Genomic DNA, 26,730 nt, shown 5'->3' on the forward strand with positions numbered 1-26,730 from the left:
TCTTACATCAACAACAAATCCAGGGGAATCATGTTCCGTTTGCCTATCGGCGTGGCAGCGCTATGCCTTGCCACGTCAGCGTTCGCGGCCGCACCCTTCGACGACAAATTCCGCCAGCTCGACGAACTGCTGCCGACGCCGGGGTCGATCCGCACCGCGTCCGGCGCCCCGGGCCACGCCTACTGGCAGCAGCGCGCCGACTACACGATCCGCGCCACGCTCGACGAGAGCAAGCGCGCGCTCTCCGGCGCCGGCACGGTGACCTACCATAACAATTCCCCGGATACCCTGAAGTACCTGTGGCTGCAGCTGGACCAGAACATCTACAAGCCGGGGTCGGACGCGCGCCAGAGCGCCGCCCTCCCCTCGCGCAATGCCTGGACCGGCGCGACCGCGCAGACCGGACTGAAATTCGACGGCCTGCGCACCCTGCTCGAGCAGCAAACCTTCCCCGGCGGCTTCGACATCCTGGCGGTGAAGGACGCGAACGGCCGCGCGCTGCCGCATATCATCAACAAAACGATGATGCGGATCGACCTGCCGCAGCCGCTCAAGCCGGGCGCGCGCGTGACCTTCAGCATCGACTGGCGCTACAACATCAACGAACAGAAGGTGCTGGGCGGGCGCGCCGGCTACGAGAAGTTCGACGACAATAACGACCTGTTCGAGATCGCCCAGTGGTTCCCGCGCATGGCCGCCTACTACGACGTCCATGGCTGGCAGCACAAGCAGTTCCTGGGCGCGGGCGAGTTCACCCTGGAATTCGGCGACTACGACGTGCGCATCACGGTGCCCGCCGACCACGTGGTCGCGTCGACCGGCGAGCTGCAGAATCCGGGCGATGTGCTCACTGCCGCCCAGCGCGAACGCCTCAAGCAGGCGCGCACCGCGAAAAAGCCGGTCATCATCGTCACCCAGGCGGAAGCCGAGGCGGCCGAGAAGGCGCGCAGCGCAGTGAGCAACGGCGCGACGAAAACCTGGCACTTCAAGGCGAAGAACGTGCGCGATTTCGCCTTCGCCTCGAGCCGCAAGTTCATCTGGGACGCGCAGGGCGTCAAGAGCGGCGACGTCGACGTGCTGGCGATGTCCTACTACCCGAAAGAGGGTAATCCGCTGTGGGAGAAATACTCGACCCAGGCGATCATCCACACCATCGAGCAGTACAACAAGTACTCCTTCGACTACCCGTACCCGACCGCGATCTCGGTCAACGGCCCGGTGGGCGGCATGGAATACCCGATGATCTCGTTCAACGGCCCGCGTCCAAGCAAGGACAAGAAGACCGGCGAGATCACCTATTCGCAGCGCACCAAGTATGGCCTGATCGGCGTGATCATCCACGAGGTGGGCCACAACTACTTCCCGATGATCGTCAACTCGGACGAGCGCCAGTGGACCTGGATGGACGAGGGCCTGAACACCTTCGTGCAATACCTGGCGCAGCAGGCCTGGGAAGAAAACTGGCCGGACAGCCGCGGCGAGCCGCGCCGCATCACCGACTACATGAAGAGCCGCAACCAGGTGCCGATCATGACCAACTCGGAGTCGCTGCTGCAGTTCGGGAACAATGCCTACGCCAAGCCGGCCGCCGCGCTGAACGTGCTGCGCGAGACAGTGCTGGGCCGCGAGCTGTTCGACTTCGCTTTCAAGGAATACGCCCAGCGCTGGAAATTCAAGCGCCCCACCCCGGCCGACTTCTTCCGCACCATGGAAGACGCGTCCGGCACGGATCTCGACTGGTTCTGGCGCGGCTGGTTCTACACCACCGACGCGGTCGATGTGAGCGTGGACGGCATCACCGAATACACGGTCTCGAGCCAGGATCCGGAAGTCGAGAAAGCATTGCTGCGCGCGCGCCGCGCGGAGGAACCGGTGTCGGTCACGAAGCAGCGCAACGAGGGGATGGCGCGCCGCGTCGATGCGCATCCCGAGCTGAAGGACTTCTACAACGAGAACGACGACTTCACCGTCACCAACAAGGACCGCAACCGCTACCAGGAAAAGATGGCCGGTCTGGAGGACTGGGAAAAGGCGCTGCTCAAGGAAGGCAAGCACCTGTACCTGGTGGACTTCACGAACGTGGGCGGGCTGGTGACGCCGCTGGTGGTCGAGATCGAACTCAAGAGCGGCAAGAAATATATCGAGCGGATTCCGGCGGAGGTGTGGCGTTATTCGCCGGCGAAGATCACCAAGCTATTCGTGCTTGATGAGCCGATGGTGGGACTGACCCAGGACCCGTACTGGGAGACGGCCGACGTCGACGTCAGCAACAACAGCTGGCCGAGGAAGGCGACGCCGTCGCGGCTGGAGTTGTTCAAGACCGAACGTGATCCGAACAATCTGATGCGCGACTTTAATACCAAGCTGAAGGCCAAGGAGAGCGGCGACGCTGCTCCGGCGGAATGATCGGCGGCCACTCCTTTTGTTGAACGCGTGGACGGCGTAGCCGACTCGGCGTCCCCGTCCACCCTACGCCGGCTCCCTGCCGGTGTTTCACTTTCTGTTGTCACTACATGAATCTCAAGCACCTGCAGGCGACCATCGCCGCCCTCGTTCTCTCTGCCTCCGCCAGCGCCGCCGGTCCCGTCTTCGACGACAAGTTCCGCCAGCTGGACGAATTGCTGCCGACGCCGGGCGAGACCCGCAACGCGGCCGGCGCGCCCGGCCACAAGTACTGGCAGCAGCGGGCCGACTACCGGCTGCGCGTGACGCTCGACGAGAACAAGCGCTCGCTGTCGGGCGCCGGCACCGTGACTTACCATAACAATTCGCCGGACACGCTGACCTACCTGTGGGTGCAGCTAGACCAGAACATGTTCCGCAGCGATTCGGACAACCGCAATATTGCCACCCTGCCTTCGCGCGATGCCTGGCAGCCGCGCGGAAATGACGGTGTCAAGTTCGACGCCCTGCGCTTCACGCTCGAGGCGCGCAAGTTCGACGGCGGCATCCACATCGCCAGCGTCACCGGCAGCGACGGCAAGCCCCTGCGCCACACGATCAACAAGACCATGATGCGGATCGACCTGCCGCAGCCGCTCAAGCCGGGCGCGCGCACCTCGTTCAACGTGGCCTGGAGCTTCAACATCCCCGAGATGAACGTACTGGGTCGCCGCATGGGCTTCGAGCGCTTTGATGACGGCAACGACATCTACGAAATCGCCCAGTGGTTCCCGCGCATGGCCGCCTACTACGACGCGGCCGGCTGGCAGAACGCGCAATACCTGGGCGACGGCGAGTTCACCCTCGAATTCGGCGACTACGACGTCCAGATCACGGCCCCCGCCGACCACGTGGTGGCGTCCACCGGCGAACTGCAGAACCCGGGCGACGTGCTCACCGCAGCACAGCGCGATCGCCTTAAGCAGGCGCGCACGGCGAACAAGCCGGTCATGATCATCACCCAGGCCGAGGCGCAGGCCAACGAGAAAGGCCGCGCCACCGGCACCCGCACCTGGCGCTTCAAGGCGCAGAACGTGCGCGACTTTGCCTTCGCCACCAGCCGCAAATTCATCTGGGATGCGCAGGGCATCAAGAGCGGCAAGCAGGACGTGATGGCGATGTCCTACTACCCGGCCGAGGCCAATCCGCTGTGGGAAAAATATTCCACTCCGGCCGTGATCCACACCATCGAGCAGTACAACAAGTATTCGTTCGACTACCCGTATCCGGTCGCGATCTCGGTCAACGGCCCGGTGGGCGGCATGGAATACCCGATGCTGTCGTTCAATGGGCGCAGGCCGGTGAAGGACGCCAAGACCGGCGAAATGACGTATTCGAAGGCCGCCAAGTATGGGCTGATCAGCGTGATCATCCACGAGGTGGGCCACAACTACTTCCCGATGATCGTCAACTCGGACGAGCGCCAGTGGACCTGGATGGACGAGGGCATGAACAGCTTCGTGCAGTTCCTGGCCGAAGAGGCCTGGGAAGAAGGCTATCCGTCGCGCCGCGGCGAGGCGCGCGACATCGTCTCGTACATGCGCAGCACGAACCAGGCGCCGATCATGACGAACGCCGAGTCGACGCTCCAGCGCGGCAACAACGCCTACGCCAAGCCGGCCACCGCGTTCAACATCCTGCGCGAGACCATCCTCGGCCGCGAGCTGTTCGACTTCGCCTTCAAGGAATACGCCGAGCGCTGGAAATTCAAGCGCCCCACCCCGGCCGACTTCTTCCGCACCATGGAAGACGCGTCCGGCACGGACCTCGACTGGTTCTGGCGCGGCTGGTTCTACACCACCGACGCGGTCGACATCAGCGTCGACGGCATCACCGAGTACACCGTCAGCAGTCAGGACCCGGAAGTCGAGAAGCTGCTCCTCCGCGAACGCGCCAATGGCGAACCGGTGTCGGTCATGGACCAGCGCAACAAGGGTATGGCGCGCCGCATCGACGCCCATCCCGAGCTGAAGGACTTCTACAACGAGAACGACGAGTTCACGGTCACCAACAAGGACCGCAACAAGTACCAGGAAACCATGGCCGGCCTGGAGGACTGGGAAAAGGCGCTGCTCAAGGAAGGCAAGCACCTGACCCTGGTCGACTTTGCCAACAAGGGCGGGCTGGTGATGCCGTTGATCGTCGAGATCGAACTCAAGAGCGGAAAGAAGATCATCGAGCGCATTCCGGCCGAGGTGTGGCGTTACTCGCCCAAGCAGATCACCAAGCTGTTCGTCACCGACGAACCGATCGTGGGCCTGACCCAGGATCCGTTCTGGGAAACCGCCGACATCGACACCAGCAACAACAGCTGGCCGCGCAAGACCGCGCAGTCGCGCCTGGAGTTGTTCAAGACCGAGCGTGATCCGGGCAACCTGATGCGCGACATGCAGACGCCGCTGAAGGGCGCCGCCGCGCTGAAGGCCGCGCAATGACATGGCGCGGCTTCAAGGCGCTGTGCCTCGCCCTGCTGCTGTGCGTCAGCACAGTAGTGAGCAATAACGCGAGCGCGCACCGCTTCCACTTCGGCATGACCGACATCTCGTACAACGAGCGCACCGGCAGCACCGAGATCGTCCACACCTTTACGGCGCATGACATCGACGCGCTGCTGCTGAACCTCTACCAGCGCCAGTTCGACCTCTCCGACCCCGAGGACCAGGACGTGCTGCGCCAGTACGTCGAGCGCCAGTTCTGGCTCGCCGCCACGGACGGCAAGCGCCTGCCGCCCAAATGGATCGGCATGACGGTCGATGCCAACAGCGTCGTCATCTACCAGGAAATCGAGAACACGCCCCTTAGCCGCGCGACCACGATCCGCCAGGGCGTGCTGATCGACTTCCTGCCCGAGCAGGTCAATACCGTCAACCTGGGCGCGGGCGGCACGGTCCGCTCCCTCACCTTCACCCGCCAGGCGCTCGAGCAGCCGGCGCAGTAACAGATACCTTTTCCAAGAGTTCCATGATTCTTCGTCCTATCGCCTGCGCGCTGGCCGCGCTGTTCGCCACGTCCACCGTCCATGCCGACGACTTCCAGCTGCAGCGCGTGCTGGTCGAAGGTGCGCGCGCCTCCCAGCTCGGCATCGCCGATTCGGCCGGCGCCGGCAGCGCGGGCGCGAAGGACCTGGCGGGCCGCATCGCCTACCGCCCGGGCGAACTGCTCGAAGTCACGCCCGGCCTGATCGCCAGCCAGCACAGCGGCGAGGGCAAGGCCAACCAGTTCTACCTGCGCGGCTTCAACCTCGACCACGGCACCGATCTCGCCACCTGGGTCGACGGCATGCCGGTCAACCAGCGCAGCCACGCCCACGGCCAGGGCTGGACCGACCTGAACTTCCTGATCCCGGAGCTCGTCGGCCGCCTCGACTACCGCAAGGGCCCGTATTCGGCGCGCGAAGGCGACTTCTCGTCGGCCGGCGTGGCCTCGCTCACCTATGCCAACCGGCTGGTGAAAAACCTCGCCTCGGCCACCGTCGGCCAGGACGGCTACCGGCGCGCGCTGGTCGCCGGCTCGTCCGAGGTGACGGGCGGCAGCCTGCTGTACGCGCTGGAAGCGATGCACAACGACGGTCCGTGGACGCGGCCGGACGACTACCGCAAGCTCAATGCCGTGCTGCGGTTCAGCCAGGGCTACGCCAATAATGGCTGGAGCGTCACCGCGATGGGCTATCGCGGCGACTGGGACTCCACCGACCAGATCCCGCTGCGCGCGGTGCGGGATGGCCACCTGGGGCGCTATGACCTGGTCGACGACAGCGATGGCGGCGAAGCGCGGCGATTCAGCCTGTCGGGCATCTGGCGCCGGACCGACGCCGATTCGGCCAGCAAGGTCAGTGCCTACGCGATCCGCAACCAGCTCGCGCTGTTCTCGAACTTCACCTATTTTCTGAACGACCCGGTCAATGGCGACCAGTTCGCCCAGCCCGACCGCCGCGTCACCACCGGCGTGGACGCCACCCACACCTGGCATATGCACCGCACCGAAACGCTGTCGTCCGACCTGACGGTGGGCTTTCAAGTCCAGAACGACAATATCTTCAACGGCTTGTACGACACGCGCCGGCGCCAGCGCATCGCGACCACGCGCGAAGACCACATCGTCGAGACCAGCGGCGCCGTCTTCATCGAAAGCGCGACCCGCTGGAGCGATGCGCTTCGCACGGTGGCGGGTGTCCGGGCCAGCAACTACCGCTTCCGCGTGGACGGCGACCGGCCGGAGAATGCCGGCAAGGCGCACGACACGCTGGTCACGCCGACGCTGAACATCGTCTACGGCCCGTGGGCGTCGACCGAGCTGTATGCCAACTACGGCCATGGCTTTCATAGCAACGATGCGCGCGGCACGGTGGCGACCGTCGATCCGAAGACGCTGGACGCGGTCGATCCGACGCCCGGCCTGGTGCGTTCGCGCGGTGTTGAGTTCGGCGTGCGCACCGAGGCGATCCCGAAGATGCAGACGTCGCTGGCCGTGTACCGCCTCGACTTCGATTCCGAGCTGACCTATATCGGCGACGCCGGCAATACCGAGGCGGGCGATCCGAGCCGCCGTTACGGCATCGAGTTCTCGAACTATTACCGCCCACTTAAATGGCTGTCGATCGACCTGGACGCGGCGTGGGCGCGCGCCCGCTCGCGTGGCGGCAATCCGGACGGCGACCGGGACGCCGGCCGCCGGGACGCCGGCCGCCGCATCCCCGGCGCCATCGAAGGCGTCGCCCAGCTGGGCGTGACCGTGGACCCGAACGGCCCGTGGTCGGGTTCCCTGCGCCTGCGCTGGTTCGGCCCGCGTCCGCTGGTCGAAGACAACAGCGTGCGCTCGAATTCCAGCCTGACGCTCAATGGCCGCATCGGCTACCGGCTGGCGAACGACCTGCGCCTGGAGCTGGAAGCCTTCAATCTCACCAACCGGCGCGCCTCGGCCATCGACTACTTCTACGAGTCGCAGTTGCAGGGCGAGGCCGAGCCGGTGGCGGACGTGCACTTCCACCCGATCGAGCCGCGCTCGCTGCGCCTGACCCTCGTCAAACAGTGGTGATCCAGCACATCTGTCATTCGACGGGGGCTGTCACTCGTAAAGACGAAAAGTGCTACGCTAACGGGATGACTACACCGCAACTCCCCTATCTCGCGCCGTCGCAGCTGACGGATGCCCTGCGCAGCACCGGTTATGCCGTGCTGCGTCCCGCCGACGTGGCCGCCCTGGCCGGCTGCGGCATCGGCGAGCTGGACTCGCTCGTGCCGAGCTGGGACCGGCTCGAGCTGGACGAATACCTCAAGGACGGCGGCCGCTACCGCCGCCGCCGTCATTCCTGCTTCATCGACGACGCCGGCCAGCTGACGCAGACGCCACACCGCGCGCACTGGCAACCGGTCGAATACAACGCGCTGCACGGCGGCATGCACCGCCTGTTCGCGCCGATGGAAGCGGCCACCGTCGCCAACCCGGCCTGGGACAGGCTGCTGGTCGCGCTGGGCGGGGTCTGTTCGAAGGTCGCGGGCCAGCAGCGCTGGTTCGTCGAAGCGCACCAGTTCCGCATCGACACCGCCGACGGCATCGGCCGCCCGACGCCCGAAGGCGCACACCGCGACGGCGTCAACTTCGTGGCCGTCATCCTCATCAATCGCAAGGACATCAAGGGCGGCGAGACGCGCGTGTTCGATGCCGACGGCCCGGCCGGCCAGCGCTTCACCATGCTCGAGCCCTGGACCCTGCTGCTGCTGGACGACGCCGCCGTGATCCACGAATCGACGCCGATCCAGCCGCTGGGCGACCATGGCTACCGCGATACGCTGGTGCTGACCTGGCGCACCAATGCCTTCCAGGGCGAAGACGCCTGAATCTCTTCCACAAGCAAAAAAAACGCCCGCGAACCTGATGGTTGGCGGGCGGGAATCCAATTTTCGGAGAAAACTGGAGGAGACAGTTCCAATATAGTCTTTTTTATTGTGCAGTGCAATACGGTAGAAGTACTGTAGTTGTTTCAATAGAGGAAGCCCTCTAAATCAGGCTGGCGGCCTGGACGTTTGCGGCAGTGCGCCATTTCCCTTTCCCTCGAATTCCCTCCTTTTCGGCCGCCCTCCGGCCCAATAAACTCCTCTATCGGGCCAACTGCCCTGGCCATGCTGCGGCGCGTGCGCACGGGTTGGCCGTAGCGCTTTTGCTACACTTCTTTGCTATAGCCAAAAGACATAGAGACCATGATAAAAATTCGCGCTCCGCGTACGCTCGTCATTGCCCTGGGCGCCGCAGCCCTGTGCGCCACCGTTGCACTGGCCACCGCTAACCGCGCCACCGCCAAGGATGAAAAAGCGCCGCCGCGCCCCGCCCTGAGCGTCAGCACTGCCCGCCCCGCCACCACCAACCTGCCGATCAACCTCACCGCCAACGGCAGCATCGCCGCCTGGCAGGACGCCGTGATCGGCAGCGAATCGAACGGCCTGCGCCTGGCCGAGGTGCGGGTGAATGTCGGCGACGTGGTCAAGAAGGGGCAGGTGCTGGCGGTCTTTGCCGACGAAACGGTGCGCGCCGAGATCGAAGGCGCGCGCGCCGCGCTACTCGAAGCCCGGGCCAACCTGCAGGAAGCGAAGGCCAACGCCGACCGCGCCCGCGCGTTGGAGAGCTCGGGCGCGCTGAGCGCGCAGCAGGTCACCCAGTACGTCACCGGCGAAATGACCGCCTCGGCGCGCGTCAAATCGGCCCAGGCCACTCTCACCCAGCAGCAGCTGCGCCTGAAGTACACGCAGGTGGTCGCGCCCGACAGCGGCGTGATCTCGGCGCGCAGCGCCACCGTCGGCGCCGTGGTGGGCGTCGGCACGGAACTGTTCCGCATGATCCGCCAGGGGCGCCTCGAATGGCGCGCCGAAGTCGTGGCGCAGGACCTGGGCCGCATCAAGCCCGGCGCCAGGGCCACCGTGCGCGCCGCCAGCGGGGCGGAGATCGCCGGCAAGGTGCGCACCGTGGCGCCGTCGGTCGATCCCCAGACCCGCATCGCCCTGGTCTATGTCGACCTGCCGCCGGCGCTGTCCAGCAACACGCCGCTCAAGGCCGGCATGTTCGCCAGCGGCCGCTTCGAGCTGGGCGCGTCGAACGCGCTCACCGTGCCGCAGCAGGCGGTCGCCGTGCGCGATGGCTTCAGCTATGTGTTCCGATTGAATGCCGACAGCCGCGTGAGCCAGGTGAAGGTGACCCTGGGACGGCGCCTGGGCGAGCGGGTCGAGGTGGTGAGCGGCGTGAACGCCGACATGGCGATCGTGGTCCAGGGCGCCGGCTTCCTCAACGACGGCGACCTGGTGCGCAATATCGCCGCCCCGCCAGCGCCGGCGCCGGCGCCGGCAGCCGCACGCGCCACCGCAGCGCGCTGAGGACGACACGATGAATTTTTCCGCCCTCTCGATCCGCAACCCGATCCCGGCGATCATGCTGTTCGCCTTGCTCACCGTGGCGGGGCTGCTGGCCTTCAACGCCAGCAAGGTGCAGGACTTCCCGGACATCGAGCTGCCGATCGTGACCGTCACCGCGACCCTCGACGGCGCCGCTCCCGCCCAGCTCGAGACCGAGGTCGCGCGCAAGATGGAAGACTCGATCGCCACCCTGCAAGGCATCAGGAACATCTATACCCGCGTGCTGGACGGCGTGGCCACCATCACGGTGGAGTTCATCCTCGAACGCGATCCGGCCGATGCCGTCAACGACGTGCGCGACGCGGTCTCTCGCGTGCGCGCCGACATGCCGGCCGAGCTGCGCGACCCCACGGTGAGCAAGACCGCCACCGCCGGCCGCGTGGTCTCGACCTTCACCGTGGCGGCCAGCGAAGGCTCCGGCCTGGATGACCAGGACCTGAGCTGGTTCGTCGACAACGACGTCTCCAAGCGCCTGCTGAGCGTGCCCGGGCTGGGCGCCGTCAAGCGCGTGGGCGGCGTCACGCGCGAAGTGCGGGTCGAACTCGATGATCAACGGATGGCCGCGCTGCGCGTCTCGGCGCTGGACGTCTCGCGCCAGCTGCGCAATGTGCAGCGCGAGGCCCCGGGCGGGCGCGGCGACGTGGCCGGCGTCGAGCAATCGGTGCGCACCCTGGCCACCGTGCAGACCGCGCAGCAGTTGGCGGCGATGGACATCCCTCTGCCGGACGGCCGCCACGTGCGCCTGGACCAGGTAGCCAACGTGATCGACACGGTCGAGGAGCAGCGTGCACTGGCCGAGCAGGATGGCCGCAAGGTGGTCGCCTTCGAAGTGTTCCGCACCCGCGGCGCCGGCGAGATCGACGTTGCCACCGGGGCGCGCGCCGCCATGGAACAGCTGGGCAAGGAAAATCCCAAGCTCGTGATCAAGGAAGTGATCGACAACTCCTACTCGGTCGAAGAAAACTTCGACGCCTCGATGCACATGCTGTACGAAGGCGCGCTGCTGGCGGTGCTGGTGGTGTGGTGGTTCCTGCGCGACTGGCGCGCGACCCTGATCGCCGCGGCCGCCCTGCCGCTGTCGGTGATCCCGGCCTTCCTGGGCCAGTACCTGTTCGGCTACACGCTGAACATGGTCACGCTGCTGTCGCTGGCCCTGGTGGTCGGCGTGCTGGTCGACGATGCGATCGTGGAGATCGAGAACATCTCGCGCCACCTCCACATGGGCAAGACGCCGATGCAGGCCGCGCTGGAAGCGGCCGACGAGATCGGGATGGCGGTGATCGCCACCACCTTCGCCCTGGTGGCCGTGTTCCTGCCGACCGCCTTCATGGGAGGCATCCCCGGCAAATTCTTCAAGCAGTTCGGCTGGACCGCGGTGCTGGCAATCCTGGCGTCGCTTTTGGTGGCGCGGCTGCTCACGCCGATGATGTGCGCCTACCTGATGAAGGCGCCCAGGCATATCCACGTCGACGCCCAGGGTAACCCGCAGGCACCGCAGGACGGCCCGCTGATGCGCCGCTATCTCGCCGTCATGCAGTGGTGCCTGCGCCGGCGCGGCCTGACCATGCTCGGCGCGGCCCTGTTCTTCGTGGGCTCGCTGGCCCTGGTGCCGCTGCTGCCGACCGGCTTCATGCCGCCGGCCGACCGCTCGCAGAGCCAGGTCAGTGTCGAGCTGCCGCCGGGCGCCACCCTGGCCCAGACCCATGCGGTGGCCGAGCAGGTGCGCCAGCAAGTCATGAAGGTGGACGGCGTGAAAAGCGTGTTCAGCTCGATCGGCGGCGGCTCCAGTGGCGACGCCTTCTCGCCCGGCGCGGCGGCAGAGGCGCGGCGCGCCGTGCTGACCATCGCCACCGTCCACCGCAGCGACCGCGACGTCAAACTGGGCGTGATCGAGAACCGCATCCGGCAGGCGCTGGTGGACATCCCCGGCGCCCGCTTCACGGTCGGGATACCGGACGCCGGCACCAAGATGCAGCTGGTGCTGCGCAGCGAGGACGCGCAGGCGCTCACGCTTGCTGCGCGCCAGGCCGAGCGCGAGCTGCGCACCCTGGGTGGCATCGGCAACGTCAGTTCCAGCGCCTCGCTGGTGCGCCCCGAGATCATCGTGCGGCCCGACTTTGCGCGCGCGGCCGACCTGGGCGTGACGGCGGCGTCGATCGGCGAAACCGTGCGCGTGGCCACCGCCGGCGACTACGAGCAATCGCTGGCCAAGATGAACCTGGACGAGCGCCAGGTACCGATCCGCGTCAAGCTGCCGGATGCGGTGCGCGCCGACCTGGATGCGATCGGACGCCTGATGGTGCCCGGCGCGAACGGCCCGGTGCTGCTGTCGACGGTGGCCGACATCACGATGGAAAGCGGCCCGGCCCAGATCGACCGCTTGAACCGCAGCCGCAACGTGACGCTCGACGTCGAGTTGTCCGGCCGCGCGCTCGGCGAAGTCAATGCCGAGGCGCGCGCGCTGCCGGTGTTCCGCTCGCTGCCGTCCTCGGTGACCATCGCGGAGCTGGGCGACGCACAAGAGATGCAGGCACTGTTCAACAGCTTCGGGGTGGCGATGCTGATCGGGGTGCTGTGCATCTATGGCGTGCTGGTGCTGCTGTTCTCGGACTTCATGCAGCCGGTGACGATCCTGGCGGCACTGCCGCTGTCGATCGGCGGCGCGTTCGTCGCCCTGCTCTTGACCAGCAATGCGCTGTCGATGCCGACCATGATCGGCCTGATCATGCTGATGGGGATCGTGACCAAGAACTCGATCCTGCTGGTCGACTACGCGATCCTGGCGCGCGAAGCCGGCATGAACAGGTTCGACGCCCTGGTCGACGCCTGCCACAAGCGCAGCCGCCCGATCGTGATGACCACCATCGCCATGGGCGCCGGCATGCTGCCCCTCGCCCTGGGCTTCTCGGGCGACCCGAGCTTCCGTTCGCCGATGGCGGTGGCAGTGATCGGCGGCCTGATCACCTCAACCTTGTTGAGCCTGCTGGTGGTGCCGGCCGTCTATACCTATATCGACGACCTGGAGCACTGGCTCAAGCGCCATGGGCGCAGGCTGCAGCGCAAGCCGGCGCCGGCGCCCACGAAGGCCGAGGAGCACAGCCCGGCTAAATGAACAGCAGCGGCAGGACGAGCACACCCCAGGTCAGGGCAGCGAGCATGACGGCCAGCGCGACGGCAGCGCTGCCCAGGTCCTTGGCGCTCTTGGACAAGGGATGGCGCTCCAGCGAGATGCGGTCGACCACCGCCTCGATGGCGGAATTGAGCAGCTCGACCACCAGCACCACGACCAGCACGGCAACCAGCGCCAGCCGCTCGAGGACCGGCAGCGGCAGCAGCGCGGCGGCCAGCATGGCGGGCAAGGCCACCAGCAGCTCCTGGCGAAACGCGTGCTCCGATTGCCAGGCGAACTTCAGGCCTTCGGCCGAATAGCGGGACGCGGACAGTATCCGCCCGAGGCCCTGCTTGCTCTTGAATTCACTGATCTGCGGTTGCGACATTGACGGCTTCCGATAAGGGATTGAAAGGCGCCTTGCGGCGGGATGGCCGCGCCCGCAGGACGGCGGCCAGGAACAGGACGATCGCGCAGGCGATCCAGATCGACCACAGGGTGTGGGTCATGAAATGGGCGCCGCGCAGCTGCTGCAGATAGCCGACCGCCGCGCCGAACGCCAGCGCGAGTGCAGCCACCGCGCTTGCCATGCGCGGCCGCGCCGGCAGCCAGTACACCGCCAGCGACAACAGCCACAAGGCGCTCGACGCATGCCCGGCCGGCAGACACTGTCCGGCGACGGCGCCGGCGGGCAAGGCCTCGAACAGGCGCACATAGGGTTGATCGCCGCCATAGCGCAGCAAGTCCCACGGACAATGCGAAGTGCTCAACTGCTTCAGCATGCTGATCGCCACGGGCACCAGCAGCGCCGACAGCGCGACGATGCGCAGCCGCAGGCGCGTTTGCTCGCTCATGCCGGCGCGCGGCCAGGCCAGGTCGGCCACGGCACGGCCGACAAATCCGACAGCCAACAGCATCAGCAGCCACTTCAGGATCACGTGGCTGAAGGTCTCGGCCAGCCAGGCATGGCGCCAGGGGAAGACGCCGCCGGCGGCGTCGAACACCGCATCGGCCAGCGCCAGGTCGATATCGGTGCAGCGGCCGATCCAGATGATCACCAGCGCGGCGGCGGCCAGCGCCGCCGCCATGCGCCGGATCGCCCGCGCCGGCAGCAGCGCATTAGATGTGGCGACGACGCCCATCTCACGCCCCGCGCACGCAGGCATGGAAGATATCGAGCCGCGGATTGAGCACCGCCGTATTCACGTCGAGCATGCCGAGCACCGAGTGGAACACATTGTCGTGCGACAGCGGCTCGTTGCGGCGCAGGCCCAGGCAGCGGCGGTCGATGCGAAAGCGCACGCTGAAGCCGTCCGACATCCACAGCATCATCGGCACCTCGGTCTGCTCGCGCGGCGCGAACATATAGGGCGTGCCGTGCAGATAGACGTTGTTTTCGCCCAGCGATTCGCCGTGATCCGAGAAGTACAGCATCGCGGTATCGACGTCCTCGCCCTGGGCCAGCGCGCGCAGGCGGTCGATGGTCGTGCTCAGGAAGTAGTCGGTGTACAGGATGGTGTTGTCGTAGGCGGCGCGGATCGATTCGCGCGTACAGGTCTCGAACTGGTTGCTGGTGCATACCGGACCGAAGCGGCCAAAGGCCTGCGGATAGCGGCTGGCATAGGCGGGACCATGACTGCCCTTCTGGTGCAGCACCACCACCATGTCCCTGCCGCCGCGGCGCAGTAGTTCGGGCAAGCCGTCGAGGAGGACTTCGTCGTGGCATTCGCCGCCCTCGCACCGGCTGCCCGGCCTCGGCCGCGACAGGTCCTGGTAGCGCACGCGGTCGCATACGCCCTTGCAGCCCGAATTATTATCGCGCCAGACGACGTCGAAGCCGGCGTGCGCGAGCACGTCGAGCAAGCCTTCCTGGCGCTCGGCCTTCGACTGGCTGTAGTCCTCGCGGCCGAAGGCCGAGAACACGCAGGGCACCGATACCGCGGTCGCGGTGCCGCAGGAATGCACGCGCGAGAAGTTGATCAAGCCGCCCTGCCGCGCCAGCAGCGGATTGGTGTCGCGGGGGTAGCCATTGAGCGAGAAATTCGCCGCGCGCGCCGTTTCGCCGACCACGATCACGGTCAGCGTGCGGCGCTGCGCGCCCTTCCACGTGGCGCCCTTGACGGCGTCGCGCCCTAGCGGCGCGACCACGATGGGGGCGGCCCAGCGCGCACGCAGGTAGCCGTGGGTCGCCTGGATGAAGTTGGTCGGTGTGAGCAGGAAGCGTAGTTCGCGATGTTCGTGCAGCGCCGGCGCCAGGCTCTTGTACAACAGCACCAGCAGCAGGAGCGCCAGCAGCAGCGAGCCGCCGGCGATGCCGGCGCGTTCGAGCAGCCCGCGCGCGCCGCGCGGGAACGCGATCCTGGCGCGCCAGATCGCCCACGCCGGCAGCACGCCGAGCAAGCCGATCCTGGCCGCCATCTGCCAGCTGATCAACTCCGTGGCCTCGCGCGTATCGGTCTCGAACACGTTCTGGATCATGGCCTTGTCGATGACGACGCCATAGGTCGCGATGAAGTAGCCGGCGGCCGATGCGGCCAGCACCAGCGCGATCAGCACCGGCTTGGCGACCAGGCGGAAGCTCGCGAGAGTCAGGCAGGCGTTGAAGAACAGGACCACGATCAGGAACGAGCCCGCCAGCAGCGGCAAGCTGGCCAGCGTGACGCCACCCGCGGCGCTGCAGAGGACCGACCAGAACTTGACGTTGCCCACGCTGGCCAGCAACAAGGCCACGGCCAGCACCAGCACCGGCGCCTGTATACGCCTGCCGAACAATCTCTCCACGCTTCCCCCTCGAGCAGCACAGTCCGATGCGGACTGCAGTGCCTGAAGAGTAAGGAGGCGCGCTTCAGGCCGGCGTCAAGCCGGCGTCAGGATTGCGTGAAGTCGCCTGGAAACACGATCGTGAAGCGGCTGCCGCCGCCCTCGCGCTGTTCATGGATCAGCGTGGCGCCGAGGTATTCGCAGATGCGCTTGACCAGCGACAGGCCCAGGCCGGTCCCGGCCGAGCCGCTCGATGGAATCGCGGCCGCATCCCGCTCCAGCGTCTGGCGCACCGCGTCCGGCAAGCCCGGGCCGGTGTCTTCCACGCTGACGCGGCCAGGTTCCAGCACCACCGTCACCTGCCCCCGCTCGGTGTACTGGCAGGCATTGCGGATCAGGTTGGCGATCGCGGACACGCACAGCTCGGCCGGTGCGCGCACGCCGATGGACGCCGAGCCGGTGCAGCGCAGGACCACCGGTTTATCGGCCACCATGTGCTGGTAGCGATCGGTCTCGGTGCGCGCGATATCGCCCACCGAGACCGCCGGGAACAGGCCGAGTTCGGGCTTACGCGCCAGCAGAAGCAACACAGTGACGCACTCGGTGGCTTCCTGCGCGGCGCGGTAGATGCGCCGGGCCGGCGCCCGCACCGCGGGGTTGTCGTTGTTCTCGACCAGGATTTCGGCTGCGCCCATGATGACCGTCAGCGGCGTGCGCAGTTCGTGGCTGACGTCCCCGGTGAAGAAGCGCTCGCGGTCGAGGAAGGCGCGCAGCTCGCTGGTATGCGCGTCCAGGGCCCGCGCCAGGATGCCCAACTCGTCCTCGCGCGCCGTGTGCGGCAGCGCCAGCGCGCCCCGGCCCACCGCATCTGCCAGTTCGCGGATCGGCGTGACGATCCGCATGCCCACGAAGCGTCCCAGGAACAGCGCCAGGATGACGAAGCCGACAAAGAAGGCGGCGAACATCGAATACACCAACAGCTCGATCTGCTCGTAATCGCTTTCATGGTCGACCACGACGTAGGGCCCCGCTTCGTCGCTGCCCGCCAGCACGTGCAGGCCGATGCCGTCGATCTCGGCCTCGGACACGCCGGCCGGCAAGCCGCGCAGCGACAGCGGAATGTCGTCGCCGCGGTGGAAGCGCAGGCCGGCCGGCAGGTCGGCGGGCAGCCCGGCGGCGGCGCGCGGGCGCGCCCACTTCTCGACTTCGGCCAGGCGTTCGTCGACCAGGTGCACCTCGATGCCCTCGACCACCAACGCCGCCAGCACCGCAAAGAACAGCGACAGCACCACGCCGAACAGGATGAAGGCCCTGGTGATCGGCCGGCTCAGCGAACTAGCCGCGCGCATCTGGCAAGGCGAGCTTGTAACCCACGCCGGCGATGGTGTGCACCATGGGGAAGGCGAACGGCTTGTCGATCGCCTGGCGCAGCGCATGGATATGCGTGCGCAAGGCATCGCTTTCGGGACGGTCCTCGCCCCACACGGCCTGCTCAAGCGCTTCGCGCGGCACGATGCGCGGGGCCGCCGCCATCAGGCAGCGCAGCAGCACGTAGCCGGTCTTGGTCAGGGCGACCCTGACGCCGTCGCGCGCGGCCTCCTGCTGGTCGGGATCGAACACCAGCGGGCCGAAGCGCAGTTCGCGGCTGATCGCGTGCTGGCCGCCGGCGCGCCGCGCCAGGGCCTTCAGGCGCACATCGAGTTCGACCAGAGAGAACGGCTTGACCAGGTAGTCGTCGGCGCCGCTGTCGAAGCCGGCCACCTTGTCGTGCAGGGCGTCGCGCGCGGTCAGCATCAGCACCGGCGTGGTGGACATCAGCTCGGAGCGCAGCTTCTGGCACAGCTCCAGGCCGTTCAGGCCGGGCAGCATGACGTCGAGGACGATCACGTCATAGGTGTTCTCGGAGGCCAGCGCCAGGCCGCCGTAGCCGTTGCGGGCCGAATCGAGCGTATAGCCCTTCGGCTCCAGGAATCCATAGAGGTTGGCGAGGATGTCGGGATTGTCTTCGACGATAAGGATGCGCATGCGCTTATTGTAAGACGGCGTCAGCGCGGCCGGTAGCGTTGTTCGCGATACAGCAGCGACGGCAGGATGACGTGCGCCATCGCCTTGTCGGCCTGGGCCCGGGCTGGCGCGCCCTCGCCCGGATCGAATTGCCCGCTGGCCGCGTCATAGCGTGCCGCCAGCGGCGACTGGCCGGGACGCAGCACGGTGGCGCTGGCGCCTTCCAGGTAGGCGAAATAATCGTTGAACTGGATCAGGGCGCGGCCCGGCGTGGTGGCGTCCTTGACGAAATCACGCCCGATCATCGGGTGGTTGCTGGACACGCCCAGCAGCGACAGCAAGGTAGGCCCCAGGTCGACCTGGCTCGCGATGGTGGCGATGCGCTTCGGCTCGATGTCGGCGCCCAGGATCAGGCCGGGGATGTGGAATTTCTTGATCGGCACCAGGCTGTCGCCGTAGACCCGGTTGTCGTGGTCGGCCACGATCAGGAATACTGTGTCCTTCCAGTAGGCTTGCTGCTTCGCTTCGCGGATAAACTTGCCCATTGCATGATCGGCATACTTGACGGCGTTGTTCACGGTCTGCTTGTCCGGGTCGTGCAGGTCGATCTTCCCGTCCGGGAATTCGAACGGTTCATGGTTCGACGAGGTGAAGATCAGGCTGAAGAAGGGCTTGCCGCCGTCATGCAGCTTTTTCAGGCGCTCGAGCGATTTGTCGAACAGGTCTTCGTCCGACGCGCCCCAGCTGCCGACGAATTGCGGCTTCATGTCGCCGATGTCGACGATGCTCTGGAAGCCATTGCCGGTGAAGAAGCTACGCATATTGTCGAAGTGGGCCTCGCCGCCGTAGACGAACTCGGTGTGATAGCCCTGGCGGCCCAGCCCGTCGGCCAGCGTATAGAAATTGTTCTGCGACAGAGACAGTTTCACCGTGCTGCGCGCAGGCGTCGGCGCATAGCCAGCCACCACCGCCTCGATGCCGCGCACCGAGCGGGTGCCGGTGGCATACAGCTGCTCGAACCACCAGCCCTCGTCCTTGAGCTTTTCCAGCTCCGGCGTCACCGGCAAGCCGCCCAGCGACTTCACGAAGGTGGCGCCCAGGCTTTCCTGCAGCACGATCACGAGATTGAGTGGCTTGCTGCGCGCGATCGCCGCCTGCTGGTAGTGCATGGTCGGCAGTTCCGGATTCGGGAAGCGGTAGTCGCGCAGCCACGGCGCCGCCTTGACCTCGGCCAACACCTGCTCGCGCGGAAAGTCGCCATAGATTTCCGAAGACTTCGCCTCGTTGCCCATCGAGCGGATCGCATCGAGCACCGACCAGGCCGAGTTGATGACGAGAGAATTGACCATCGCATCGCCGGTCAACGCGAACATGGCGGGATTGGCCGGGCGGTGGCCCGTAGTGGAACGGATCTGCACGAACACCAGCAGGCACAGGATGGGCCAGGCCAGCAGCAGCTTGCGGCTCGGCCACATCGTCATGCCGGCCGCGGTGCGTCGCAGCAGGCGCACCAGCGCGATGCCGAGAATGACGGTCAGCGCGCAGCCCAGCAGCAGCGCGGTGCGAAAGCCATGCCACAGGGTGGCGAACACTTCTTGCGGATAGCCCAGGTATTCGATGAAGAGGCGGTTCGGACGCGCATCATATTGCATGATGAATTGTGGCGAGGCCACTTCCATGAACACGATAAAGATCAGCGCGAAGCCGGTCCAGGCTACGCTGGCCCTGCGCCACAGGCGGGCGCTGCGGGCATGCGCCAGCAGCGGGGCCAGCAGCAGCGGAACCGCGATGAAGTAGCCCAGCAGGATCAGGTCGGCGCGTACGCCCTGCAGCAGGATCTCGGGCACGATGCCGGTCGCTGCCACACGTGGCCATTGCCATGCGATCAGTGCGATCCGAAAAGCCGACAGGAGGAGCAACCCGATGCACAGCAGCTGGACCAAGGGAGCGAAGGGACCGGCCCATGCGGTGATGCGCGCGAGTCCGGCGGCGCGATGCCGCTCCATTGCCGGAGCACCATTGATGCCCTTAGGCAGATGAAGTTTCTCGATGGTCATGCTATGCATGCTAGGTTGCATGCCGTCATCGAGATGTTAGTCAGGCGTTAAGAAAGCGTTAAATCAGGCGGCGAGAGAAAGCCGGGGACGAAAAAAAGCCCGGCCAGCGAAAGCCGGCCGGGCCATCCGGGAAGCGCACCAGACGGCGCGCCTCCTTGCAACAAGATCAGTCGCGGTAGTTACGATACTCGTGACGGTCGCTCGAGCCACCCAGCAGCTTGGCCAGGATGAAGCCCACGCCCACCGCGGCCAGCAGCGCGCTGCCCGGGTTGTTCTTGACGTATTCCTTGCCCTGGGCCGACAGGTCCGAGCATTTTTCGCTCAGCTGGGCCGAACCGCCACCGAATTTCTCTTGAGCCGAGCTCAGCAGACCGGTGACCTTGTCGACGCCGGCGTGGGCGCGCGAAGCCAGGTTGTCAACGACAGGCTGGGCGGCTTGCGCTGCCTTGTCGATGCCTGCGTGCACCTTGTCTGGCGAGATCGACGAGATCGCTGCCTTGATGCCGCCGACCGTCGATTGATCGCCGTTCGCATCGGACGACGAGGTCGACGATGGGGTCGACGACTGGCTCGACGACGATGCGCCCAGGCCGCTGTTGCCCAGCGAGCCGCTGCTGCCTGCTGCCGAACCGATGCTCGACGACGACGAGCCGGTGCTGCCCAGGTTGCCGCTCGACGAAGCGCTTTGCAGGCTCGACGACGACGGCGAAGAGCCGGTGCTGCTCAGGTTCGACGATGCGCTCTGCTGGCTGCCCGACGAAGCGGTAGTGCCCTTGTTCAGGCTGGAATCCTGGCTCTTGCCAATGTTCGAACCGGACTTGTTGGCGTCGATGCCTTTACCTTCGTTAGACTTTTGATTATCCATGATGTATCCCTCATAAAATGTATGACCAACGCGGAGTAGACCGATATTCGACTATCACCACATTCTTCCTTGAATCAGTCCGATACTAAACGCGGGAACGAAAGCTGCCTGCGGTACATCAATGGCGGCGCGGCTTCATGCCCAAGATCAGTTTATTGATTCACTGACCTCAAACCACCGCAAAGCTTCCATCGATGCCCCAGGCTCATCGTCCCGACCTCGGGGCGAGCGCCCTTCCAGGGCTTCGTCACGAGCGCAGTATCGAACCAACTGCGTCGCGATACCAAAAATACAATGGACCAGTATTAAGAGACCGTGCGCTGACTAACAGAGCCGTTCCATCCGCCATAAAAGCTGCTTTTTATCAATTGACGACGGGGTGGAAGGCGTGTTGCGAGTACCATACGTGGTTTCGCCCGACTTGGGCGTCCAGTACGACATCAGATGGCAGTAGAAAAAGTTACAGGCAAACGCCTGCCGCCGCGCCTGGCCCTGCCGGCAGCGGACGAGGCGGCGGCGAAAAAACAGGCCGAGGCCGAGAAAGCGGCGCAGATACGCGGCGTGGCCTCGATCGCCGCGATGCGCGACGCCATCCGCCAGGCCGCGCGCCAACTCCCTCCATTTACCGCCGTGCCGCGCCTGGCCCGGCTGGATGCGGCCGGCTTCCGTGCGCGGGCGGCGGCCGGCATGCCCTTCCTGGTCAGCGGCATCGTCAAGCGCTGGCCGCTGGCCGATCTGACCGCGCACGACTTGCGCGAACAGTTCGGCCATCTGCCGGTGCGCGCCCGCATCGGCGACTACGTCAATACGGCCTTCGCGCCGGATCGCGCAATGCAGGACATGCTGCTGCGCGACTACCTCGACCTGACGCCTCCCGACGCCGCATCCGGTCTGCCGCCCTATGTGGGCAACCTGTCCCTGCGCGAACTGAACCGGCTGTGCCACTGGCCGGCCTGGTTCGAGAAGATGGGCCCGCCCCGCTTCTGGATCGGCCCGGCGCGCACGGTGACGCCGCTGCACTGCGACTACGACGACAATATCTTCGCCCAGCTGTGGGGGACCAAACGGATTTTCCTGGCGCCGCCGCACCATGACGCCTTTCTGTATACGCGCGAAGCCAATCCGCTGCTGTTCGGCTCCCCGGTCGACCCGGAAGCGCCCGACTACGATGCCTTCCCACTGGCGCGCCAGGCGGCGCTGGTCGAGATCATCGTGGAGCCCGGCGACATGCTGTACGTGCCGGCCGGCTGGTATCACCAGGTGCGGGCCCTGAGCTTTTCGCTGTCGTCGAACCGCTGGGCACGCGGCCAGCCGCTCGCGCTTTCGAAGGGCTAGGCGGCGCGGCCTACGCGGCCCGCTGCGATTCCTCGGTCGCCGGCGTGGCGGCTTCGGCGTCGTCCAGCACCACGAACTCGGTCGATGGCCGGCCATCGGCGTTGTGCTGCACGATGCGGCTCGGGCGGCCCTGGGCGTCGAGCCATACCTGGCCGATGCCGGCGCCGTTCCAAAGGCGCTCTCCGCTCGTGCGCTGGTCGGGCAGGCGCGGACGCAAGGCCAGGTCGCGCCGTTTGGTGAACCAGTTCAGCGGCGAGCGCGGCGAATACAGCCAGCGGTTCAGGCGGTCGAGCCAGTCGAGCAGCCGGCGCGGAAACTCGTTCTTGATGCCGCTGCTGGTGATCTGCCACACGTGCTGCGGACGATCCGATTCGCGCACCTCGACGTCGTAGACGAAGGAATAGTGCACGTCGCCCGACAGGATCACGTAATTGCCCGGGGTGCGCGAATGGCGGAAGATATTGAGCATGCTGCTGGCCGCGCCGCGGTGCGCCATCCAGTTCTCGGCGTCGACCGTCAGGGCCAGGCCGGCGAAGGTGGCGATCCGCTGCACCACCTCGATCAGCTTGACGCCGAACATCGGCGCCGCCGAGACAATCACGGCCGCCGTCTCGTCGAGCAGTTCATGTTGCAGCTCGGTCAGCGACTCCCAGTCCATCAGGCCCGACGGATGACCGGGCGTGCGCCGGTTGCGCCAGCGCCGGGTGCGCGTATCGAGCACGATGATGGCGGGCTGGGTGCGCAACATATAGTCCCACTGGCGAAACGCCAGCAGGCGCTGGATCAGCGCGTCCTGCGCGCCTGGCTCGAGTCGTCCCCGCGCATCGGGCGCGGCGCTCAAGTCCACCATCGCGTCGAGCGCCTCCGTGAACACGTCGGGCCGGTTGCCCCAGCCCTGGCAAAGCATATAGGCCATCAGCGCATTGCCGATGATGCGGCGCGAGAACGGATGCTCGTAGGCGGTCGTTTCCCACTTCGCCGACAGGTTCCAGTCGTCGGTGATGTCGTGGTCGTCGAAGATCATCAGCGTCTGCACGTGCGCCAGCAGGCGCGCGGCGCGCGGCAGCTCGGCGCAGAAACCCTGCAGCGCCGCGCCTTCGCGCTGCCAGCGTTCGACGTGCTTCGGCTTCAGGGGCGGCATCGCGGGCTCGCCTACGATGCGCCACGGCGTTGGCGACCATACCAATAAATACATCGCCATCACTTCGGCCAGGGTCACCAGGTGGTTGTGGGCGTTGGCGGTGGTGAAGATCGGCTTTTCAGAGCCGCCGAAGAAGCGGTCGCGCAAGTCGTCATTCGACTTGAATGCGGGCAGCAGGTCTTCGCGCCGGTAATAGCCGGCCGGGTGGGCATACAGCTCTTCGCTGTCGTCCACCACCGCGCCTTCCAGGCATTCGCCGTACAGGCCCAGGCGATCGATCAGCGCATGGATGGCCGCCAGCATCGGGCCGGCCACGTCGTCGGCATACACCTGGTCGCCGCACAGCATGAGCATGGCGGGCCGCGCGCCGGCCTCCCCGATGCGATCGGCCAGCAACGCGTCAGCGCAGGCCAGGCCGTCGCGCGAGCGGTGGTGCGGCTTGCGGCAGGAGCCGTAGAGGATGTCGTCCATGCGGCCGCGCAGCACGAAACTGGGCCGGCTCGCGCCTGCGTGCAGCAGGTGCGGCGCCCAGTGGGCGATGCCTTCGCCGCCGCCCAGGACCAAGTCGTACTCGATCAGGGTGTCCTGCGGCAGCGGCTCATCCAGGGCGACGTCGATCAGGTGTACATATGCATGGCGGCCGACGCGGATCACGCGGCAAGCCGCGCCGTCGAGCCGCAAGCGGCGCGGCTTGCCGCCCTGCGGCGCCAGCTCCAGGCTCAGGTCGAGCGCATCGCTGCCGACGAGCCACAGCAACAGGCGGCCCGGCTCGATACGGCGCAGGATGGGGCCGGCCAGCACGGGCGGGAGGTCGGCGGAAGGAACAGTCTGGATCAACGCGGCACGGTCTTCAAGGGAAACGATCGGCCGAGTGTAGCAGATGGCGTTCGCTCATCCGCGCGCGATCGCGTTCAATAGTAAACGCAAATGCGCTGGCCATCGACCTCATGCACCCGGATGTCGAGCTGGTACAGGTCGCGCAGCACCTCGGGCTGGATCAGCTCGAGCGGCGTGCCGTGGTAGGCCACTTTCCCGCCGCGCATGGCGACGATGCGGTCGGCGTAGCACGAGGCAAAATTGATGTCGTGCAGGACCAGGATCACGGTCTTGCCCAGCTCGCGCGAGGTGCGGCGCAGCAGCCCCATCATGTCGACCGCATGGCGCATGTCGAGGTTGTTGAGCGGCTCGTCGAGCAGCACGTAATCGGTATCCTGGCACAGCACCATGGCCACGAAGGCGCGCTGGCGCTGGCCGCCCGAGAGCTGATCGAGATAGCGCCCGGCCAGGTCTTGCAGGTCGAGGTAGCCGAGCGCGCGTTCGACGTGGGCCGCATCGTCGATCGTCGGCCGGCCCTGCGTATGCGGATAACGGCCGAAGGCGACCAGGTCGCGCACTGTCAGGCGCATCGGCAGGTGGTTGTCCTGGCGCAGGATGGCCAGGCGCCTGGCCAACTCCTTGCTGTCGCCGTTGACCACATCGATGCCGTCCACCAGCACCCTGCCCGCGCTCATCGGCAGCAGGCGGCTGATCATCGACAGCACGGTCGACTTGCCGGCGCCGTTGGGGCCGATGATGGCGGTGACGCCGCCGGCCGGCAGGGTGAGCGTCACGTCGTCGACGACCACGGTGTCGGCATACCGCTTGCTGATATGGGAAATCTCGATCATCTAGGACTTTCTACGGGTGATCAGGAACAGGAACAGCAGGCCGCCGACGAACTCGATGACGACGCTGACGGTGGCGTTCAGTTCGAGCACGCGCTCGAGCAGCACCTGGCCGCCGACCAGGAACACCACGCCCCACAGCACGGCCATCGGCAGCAGGTAGCGGTGCTTGCCGGAGCCGGCCGTCACATAGGCCAGGTTGCTCACCAACAGGCCGAAGAAGGTGACCGGGCCGACCAGGGCGGTCGACACCGACACCATCACCGCGATCAGGGCCAGCGTGAACATCACCGTGCGCCGGTAATCGATCCCGAGGTTGACCGCGATCTCGCGGCCCAGCGCCAAGACGTCGTACTGGTGGCGCAGGCGCCAGGCCGCCAGCGAGGCCAGGCCGATGGCGATCGCCGCCACCCACAGGAGGCCGGTCTGGATCGCATTGAAGGATGCGAACATGCGGTCTTGCAGCACCATGAACTCATTGGGATCGATCAGGCGCATCACGAAGCTCGACAGGCTGCGGAACAGGAGCCCGAACACGATACCGGCCAGCAGCATCAGGTGCAGGCTGTGCGCCGCGCCGTTGAACAGCGCCCGGAACAGCAGGCAGGCGAAGCCCGTCATCAGGATCACCTCGACCGCGAAGCGCAGGTTCGGGTTGCCCGTCTCGGTCAGCGGATCGATGCCGAGGCTGAACACGATCACGGCCTGGATCAGCAGGTACAGGGCGTCGAAGCCCATGATCGACGGCGTCAGGATGCGGTTGTGGGTAATCGTCTGGAACAGCATGGACGATACCGCGATCGCATACGCCACCAGCAGCATCGCCGCCAGCTTCGCGCCGCGGAACGGCAGCACGAAGTCCCAGTTGTCGCCGGCGCCGATCAGCATGAAGGCTGCGACGACCGACAGCGCCAGCGTTGCGAGCAGGGCCAGGCGCGCTTTGGGGGATATCTCAAGCGTCACGTGAACGACCTCGCAGCAACAGGAACAGGAACAGCGCGCCGCCGATGATGCCGACCACGGTGCCGATCGGGATCTCGTAGGGATACACGACCAGGCGGCCGATGATGTCGCAGGCCAGCACGAACAGGCCGCCGAGCAGCGCGACCCAGGGCACCGAGCGGCGCATATTGTCGCCAAACAGGATGCTGACCACGTTCGGCACGATCAGGCCCAGGAAAGGAATGCTGCCGGCCGTGACCACCACCACCGCCGAAATCGCCGACACGATCAGGAGGCCATAGAAGGTCAGGCGCTTGTAGTTCAGCCCCAGGTTGGTGGTGAACTGCTGGCCCATGCCGGCCACCGTGAAGCGATCGGCCGCGACCCAGGCGGCGAAGGCCAGCAGTGCGCCGAGCCACAGCAGCTCGTAGCGACCGCGCAGCACGCCGGAAAAATCGCCGACGGTCCAGGCGTGCAGGGTCTGCAGCATGTCGTGGCGGAAGGCGAAGAAGGTCGTCACCGCCTGGATCACGCCGCCCAGGATCAGGCCCACCAGCGGCACCAGGTAGGGAGAACGCAAGGGAATGCGGCGCAACAGGCCGAGGAACAGGAAGGTGCCGGCCATCGCGAATGCGGCCGCCACCAGCATCTTGCCGAACACCGGGGTATCGGGCGCCAGCAGCGCCAGCGCCAGCACGCCCAGCGTGGCCGCCTCGATGGTGCCGGCGGTGGAGGGTTCGACGAAGCGGTTACGCACCAGCATCTGCATGATGAGGCCCGCCACGGCGAGGGACATCCCGGCCAGCAGCAGGGCCAGGGTCCGCGGCAGGCGGCTGACGACCAGCAACTGCCAGTCGGTCGACTGCGTGCCCGCCAACAGGCCGGCGAAGCTGAAGTCGCCGGCGCCGATGGCTACGCTCAATGCGACCAGCGCCGCCGTTAATAGTACCGGCAGCGCCAGCCAGGCGTGCGAGATGTGTCGCGCAGCGCGCACGCTTGCTGCCATCGTTA

At 66.4% G+C, this 26,730-nt stretch carries 19 protein-coding genes; 8 read left to right on the forward strand and 11 right to left on the reverse strand.

The genetic code is table 11. The features are described 5' to 3' along the window. The first annotated feature begins 30 nt into the window (after positions 1-30). The 7 genes from SOM61_RS23995 to SOM61_RS24025 all read left to right on the forward strand — a co-directional run bounded on the left by SOM61_RS23995 (position 31) and on the right by SOM61_RS24025 (position 12,954). The gene (locus SOM61_RS23995; protein WP_320476411.1) at positions 31-2,406 is read left to right on the forward strand and encodes a M1 family metallopeptidase; all 2,376 of its coding nucleotides are present in this window, start codon (positions 31-33) and stop codon (positions 2,404-2,406) included. Positions 2,407-2,513: 107 nt separating this feature from the next. After that, positions 2,514-4,877, forward strand: coding sequence for a M1 family metallopeptidase (locus SOM61_RS24000; RefSeq protein ID WP_320476412.1), 2,364 nt, complete (start codon positions 2,514-2,516; stop codon positions 4,875-4,877). Beyond that, positions 4,874-5,380, forward strand: a complete 507-nt coding sequence (locus tag SOM61_RS24005) for a DUF6702 family protein (RefSeq protein ID WP_320476413.1) — start codon at positions 4,874-4,876, stop codon at positions 5,378-5,380. The genes SOM61_RS24000 and SOM61_RS24005 overlap by 4 nt, the downstream gene beginning before the upstream one ends. Positions 5,381-5,403: 23 nt before the next feature. After that, a complete protein-coding gene (locus SOM61_RS24010; protein ID WP_320476414.1) occupies positions 5,404-7,476 on the forward strand; it encodes a TonB-dependent receptor in 2,073 nt (690 codons plus the stop codon). Positions 7,477-7,541: 65 nt separating this feature from the next. Continuing rightward, entirely contained in the window at positions 7,542-8,279 is a 738-nt protein-coding gene (locus SOM61_RS24015; RefSeq protein ID WP_320476415.1) for a 2OG-Fe dioxygenase family protein, read from the forward strand. A 360-nt stretch (positions 8,280-8,639) separates the two neighbouring features. Beyond that, a complete protein-coding gene (locus SOM61_RS24020; protein ID WP_320476416.1) occupies positions 8,640-9,803 on the forward strand; it encodes an efflux RND transporter periplasmic adaptor subunit in 1,164 nt (387 codons plus the stop codon). A 10-nt stretch (positions 9,804-9,813) separates the two neighbouring features. After that, positions 9,814-12,954, forward strand: coding sequence for an efflux RND transporter permease subunit (locus tag SOM61_RS24025; protein WP_320476417.1), 3,141 nt, complete (start codon positions 9,814-9,816; stop codon positions 12,952-12,954). On the opposite strand, the gene SOM61_RS24030 is transcribed toward SOM61_RS24025, so the two are convergent. The 7 genes from SOM61_RS24030 to SOM61_RS24060 form a co-directional block, all read right to left on the reverse strand. After that, a complete protein-coding gene (locus tag SOM61_RS24030; RefSeq protein WP_320476418.1) occupies positions 12,947-13,339 on the reverse strand; it encodes a diacylglycerol kinase in 393 nt (130 codons plus the stop codon). The genes SOM61_RS24025 and SOM61_RS24030 overlap by 8 nt on opposite strands. After that, on the reverse strand, positions 13,317-14,093 hold the full coding sequence (locus SOM61_RS24035; protein ID WP_320476419.1) for a phosphatase PAP2 family protein: 777 nt from the start codon (positions 14,091-14,093) through the stop codon (positions 13,317-13,319). Before SOM61_RS24035 ends, SOM61_RS24030 begins: the two co-directional genes overlap by 23 nt. 1 nt (position 14,094) lies before the next feature. Continuing rightward, positions 14,095-15,732: a phosphoethanolamine transferase gene (locus SOM61_RS24040; RefSeq protein WP_320476420.1), complete on the reverse strand. Its 1,638-nt coding sequence runs from the start codon at positions 15,730-15,732 to the stop codon at positions 14,095-14,097. 86 nt (positions 15,733-15,818) lie between these two features. Further along, positions 15,819-17,060, reverse strand: coding sequence for a sensor histidine kinase (locus SOM61_RS24045; protein WP_320476421.1), 1,242 nt, complete (start codon positions 17,058-17,060; stop codon positions 15,819-15,821). Next, the gene (locus SOM61_RS24050) at positions 17,047-17,736 is read right to left on the reverse strand and encodes a response regulator transcription factor (protein ID WP_147936051.1); all 690 of its coding nucleotides are present in this window, start codon (positions 17,734-17,736) and stop codon (positions 17,047-17,049) included. Before SOM61_RS24050 ends, SOM61_RS24045 begins: the two co-directional genes overlap by 14 nt. 20 nt (positions 17,737-17,756) lie before the next feature. Beyond that, positions 17,757-19,772, reverse strand: a complete 2,016-nt coding sequence (locus SOM61_RS24055; RefSeq protein WP_320476422.1) for an LTA synthase family protein — start codon at positions 19,770-19,772, stop codon at positions 17,757-17,759. A 166-nt stretch (positions 19,773-19,938) separates the two neighbouring features. Continuing rightward, positions 19,939-20,637, reverse strand: coding sequence for an ElaB/YgaM/YqjD family protein (locus tag SOM61_RS24060; protein ID WP_320476423.1), 699 nt, complete (start codon positions 20,635-20,637; stop codon positions 19,939-19,941). 444 nt (positions 20,638-21,081) lie between these two features. On the opposite strand from SOM61_RS24060, the gene SOM61_RS24065 reads away from it, so the two are divergent. Beyond that, on the forward strand, positions 21,082-21,972 hold the full coding sequence (locus tag SOM61_RS24065; protein ID WP_320476424.1) for a cupin-like domain-containing protein: 891 nt from the start codon (positions 21,082-21,084) through the stop codon (positions 21,970-21,972). Between the two features lie 10 nt (positions 21,973-21,982). On the opposite strand, the gene SOM61_RS24070 is transcribed toward SOM61_RS24065, so the two are convergent. From SOM61_RS24070 to SOM61_RS24085, 4 genes are all read right to left on the reverse strand, one after another. Beyond that, the gene (locus tag SOM61_RS24070) at positions 21,983-23,914 is read right to left on the reverse strand and encodes a metallophosphoesterase family protein (RefSeq protein ID WP_320476458.1); all 1,932 of its coding nucleotides are present in this window, start codon (positions 23,912-23,914) and stop codon (positions 21,983-21,985) included. A gap of 110 nt (positions 23,915-24,024) precedes the next feature. After that, the gene (locus tag SOM61_RS24075; protein WP_320476425.1) at positions 24,025-24,780 is read right to left on the reverse strand and encodes an iron ABC transporter ATP-binding protein; all 756 of its coding nucleotides are present in this window, start codon (positions 24,778-24,780) and stop codon (positions 24,025-24,027) included. Then, positions 24,781-25,740: an iron chelate uptake ABC transporter family permease subunit gene (locus SOM61_RS24080; protein ID WP_320476426.1), complete on the reverse strand. Its 960-nt coding sequence runs from the start codon at positions 25,738-25,740 to the stop codon at positions 24,781-24,783. Next, positions 25,730-26,725: an ABC transporter permease gene (locus tag SOM61_RS24085; RefSeq protein ID WP_320476427.1), complete on the reverse strand. Its 996-nt coding sequence runs from the start codon at positions 26,723-26,725 to the stop codon at positions 25,730-25,732. Before SOM61_RS24085 ends, SOM61_RS24080 begins: the two co-directional genes overlap by 11 nt. Between the last annotated feature and the right edge of the window lie 5 nt (positions 26,726-26,730).

The organism is Massilia sp. CFBP9012 (assembly GCF_034045115.1).
In the GTDB taxonomy this organism is placed as follows: Bacteria; Pseudomonadota; Gammaproteobacteria; order Burkholderiales; family Burkholderiaceae_D; genus Telluria.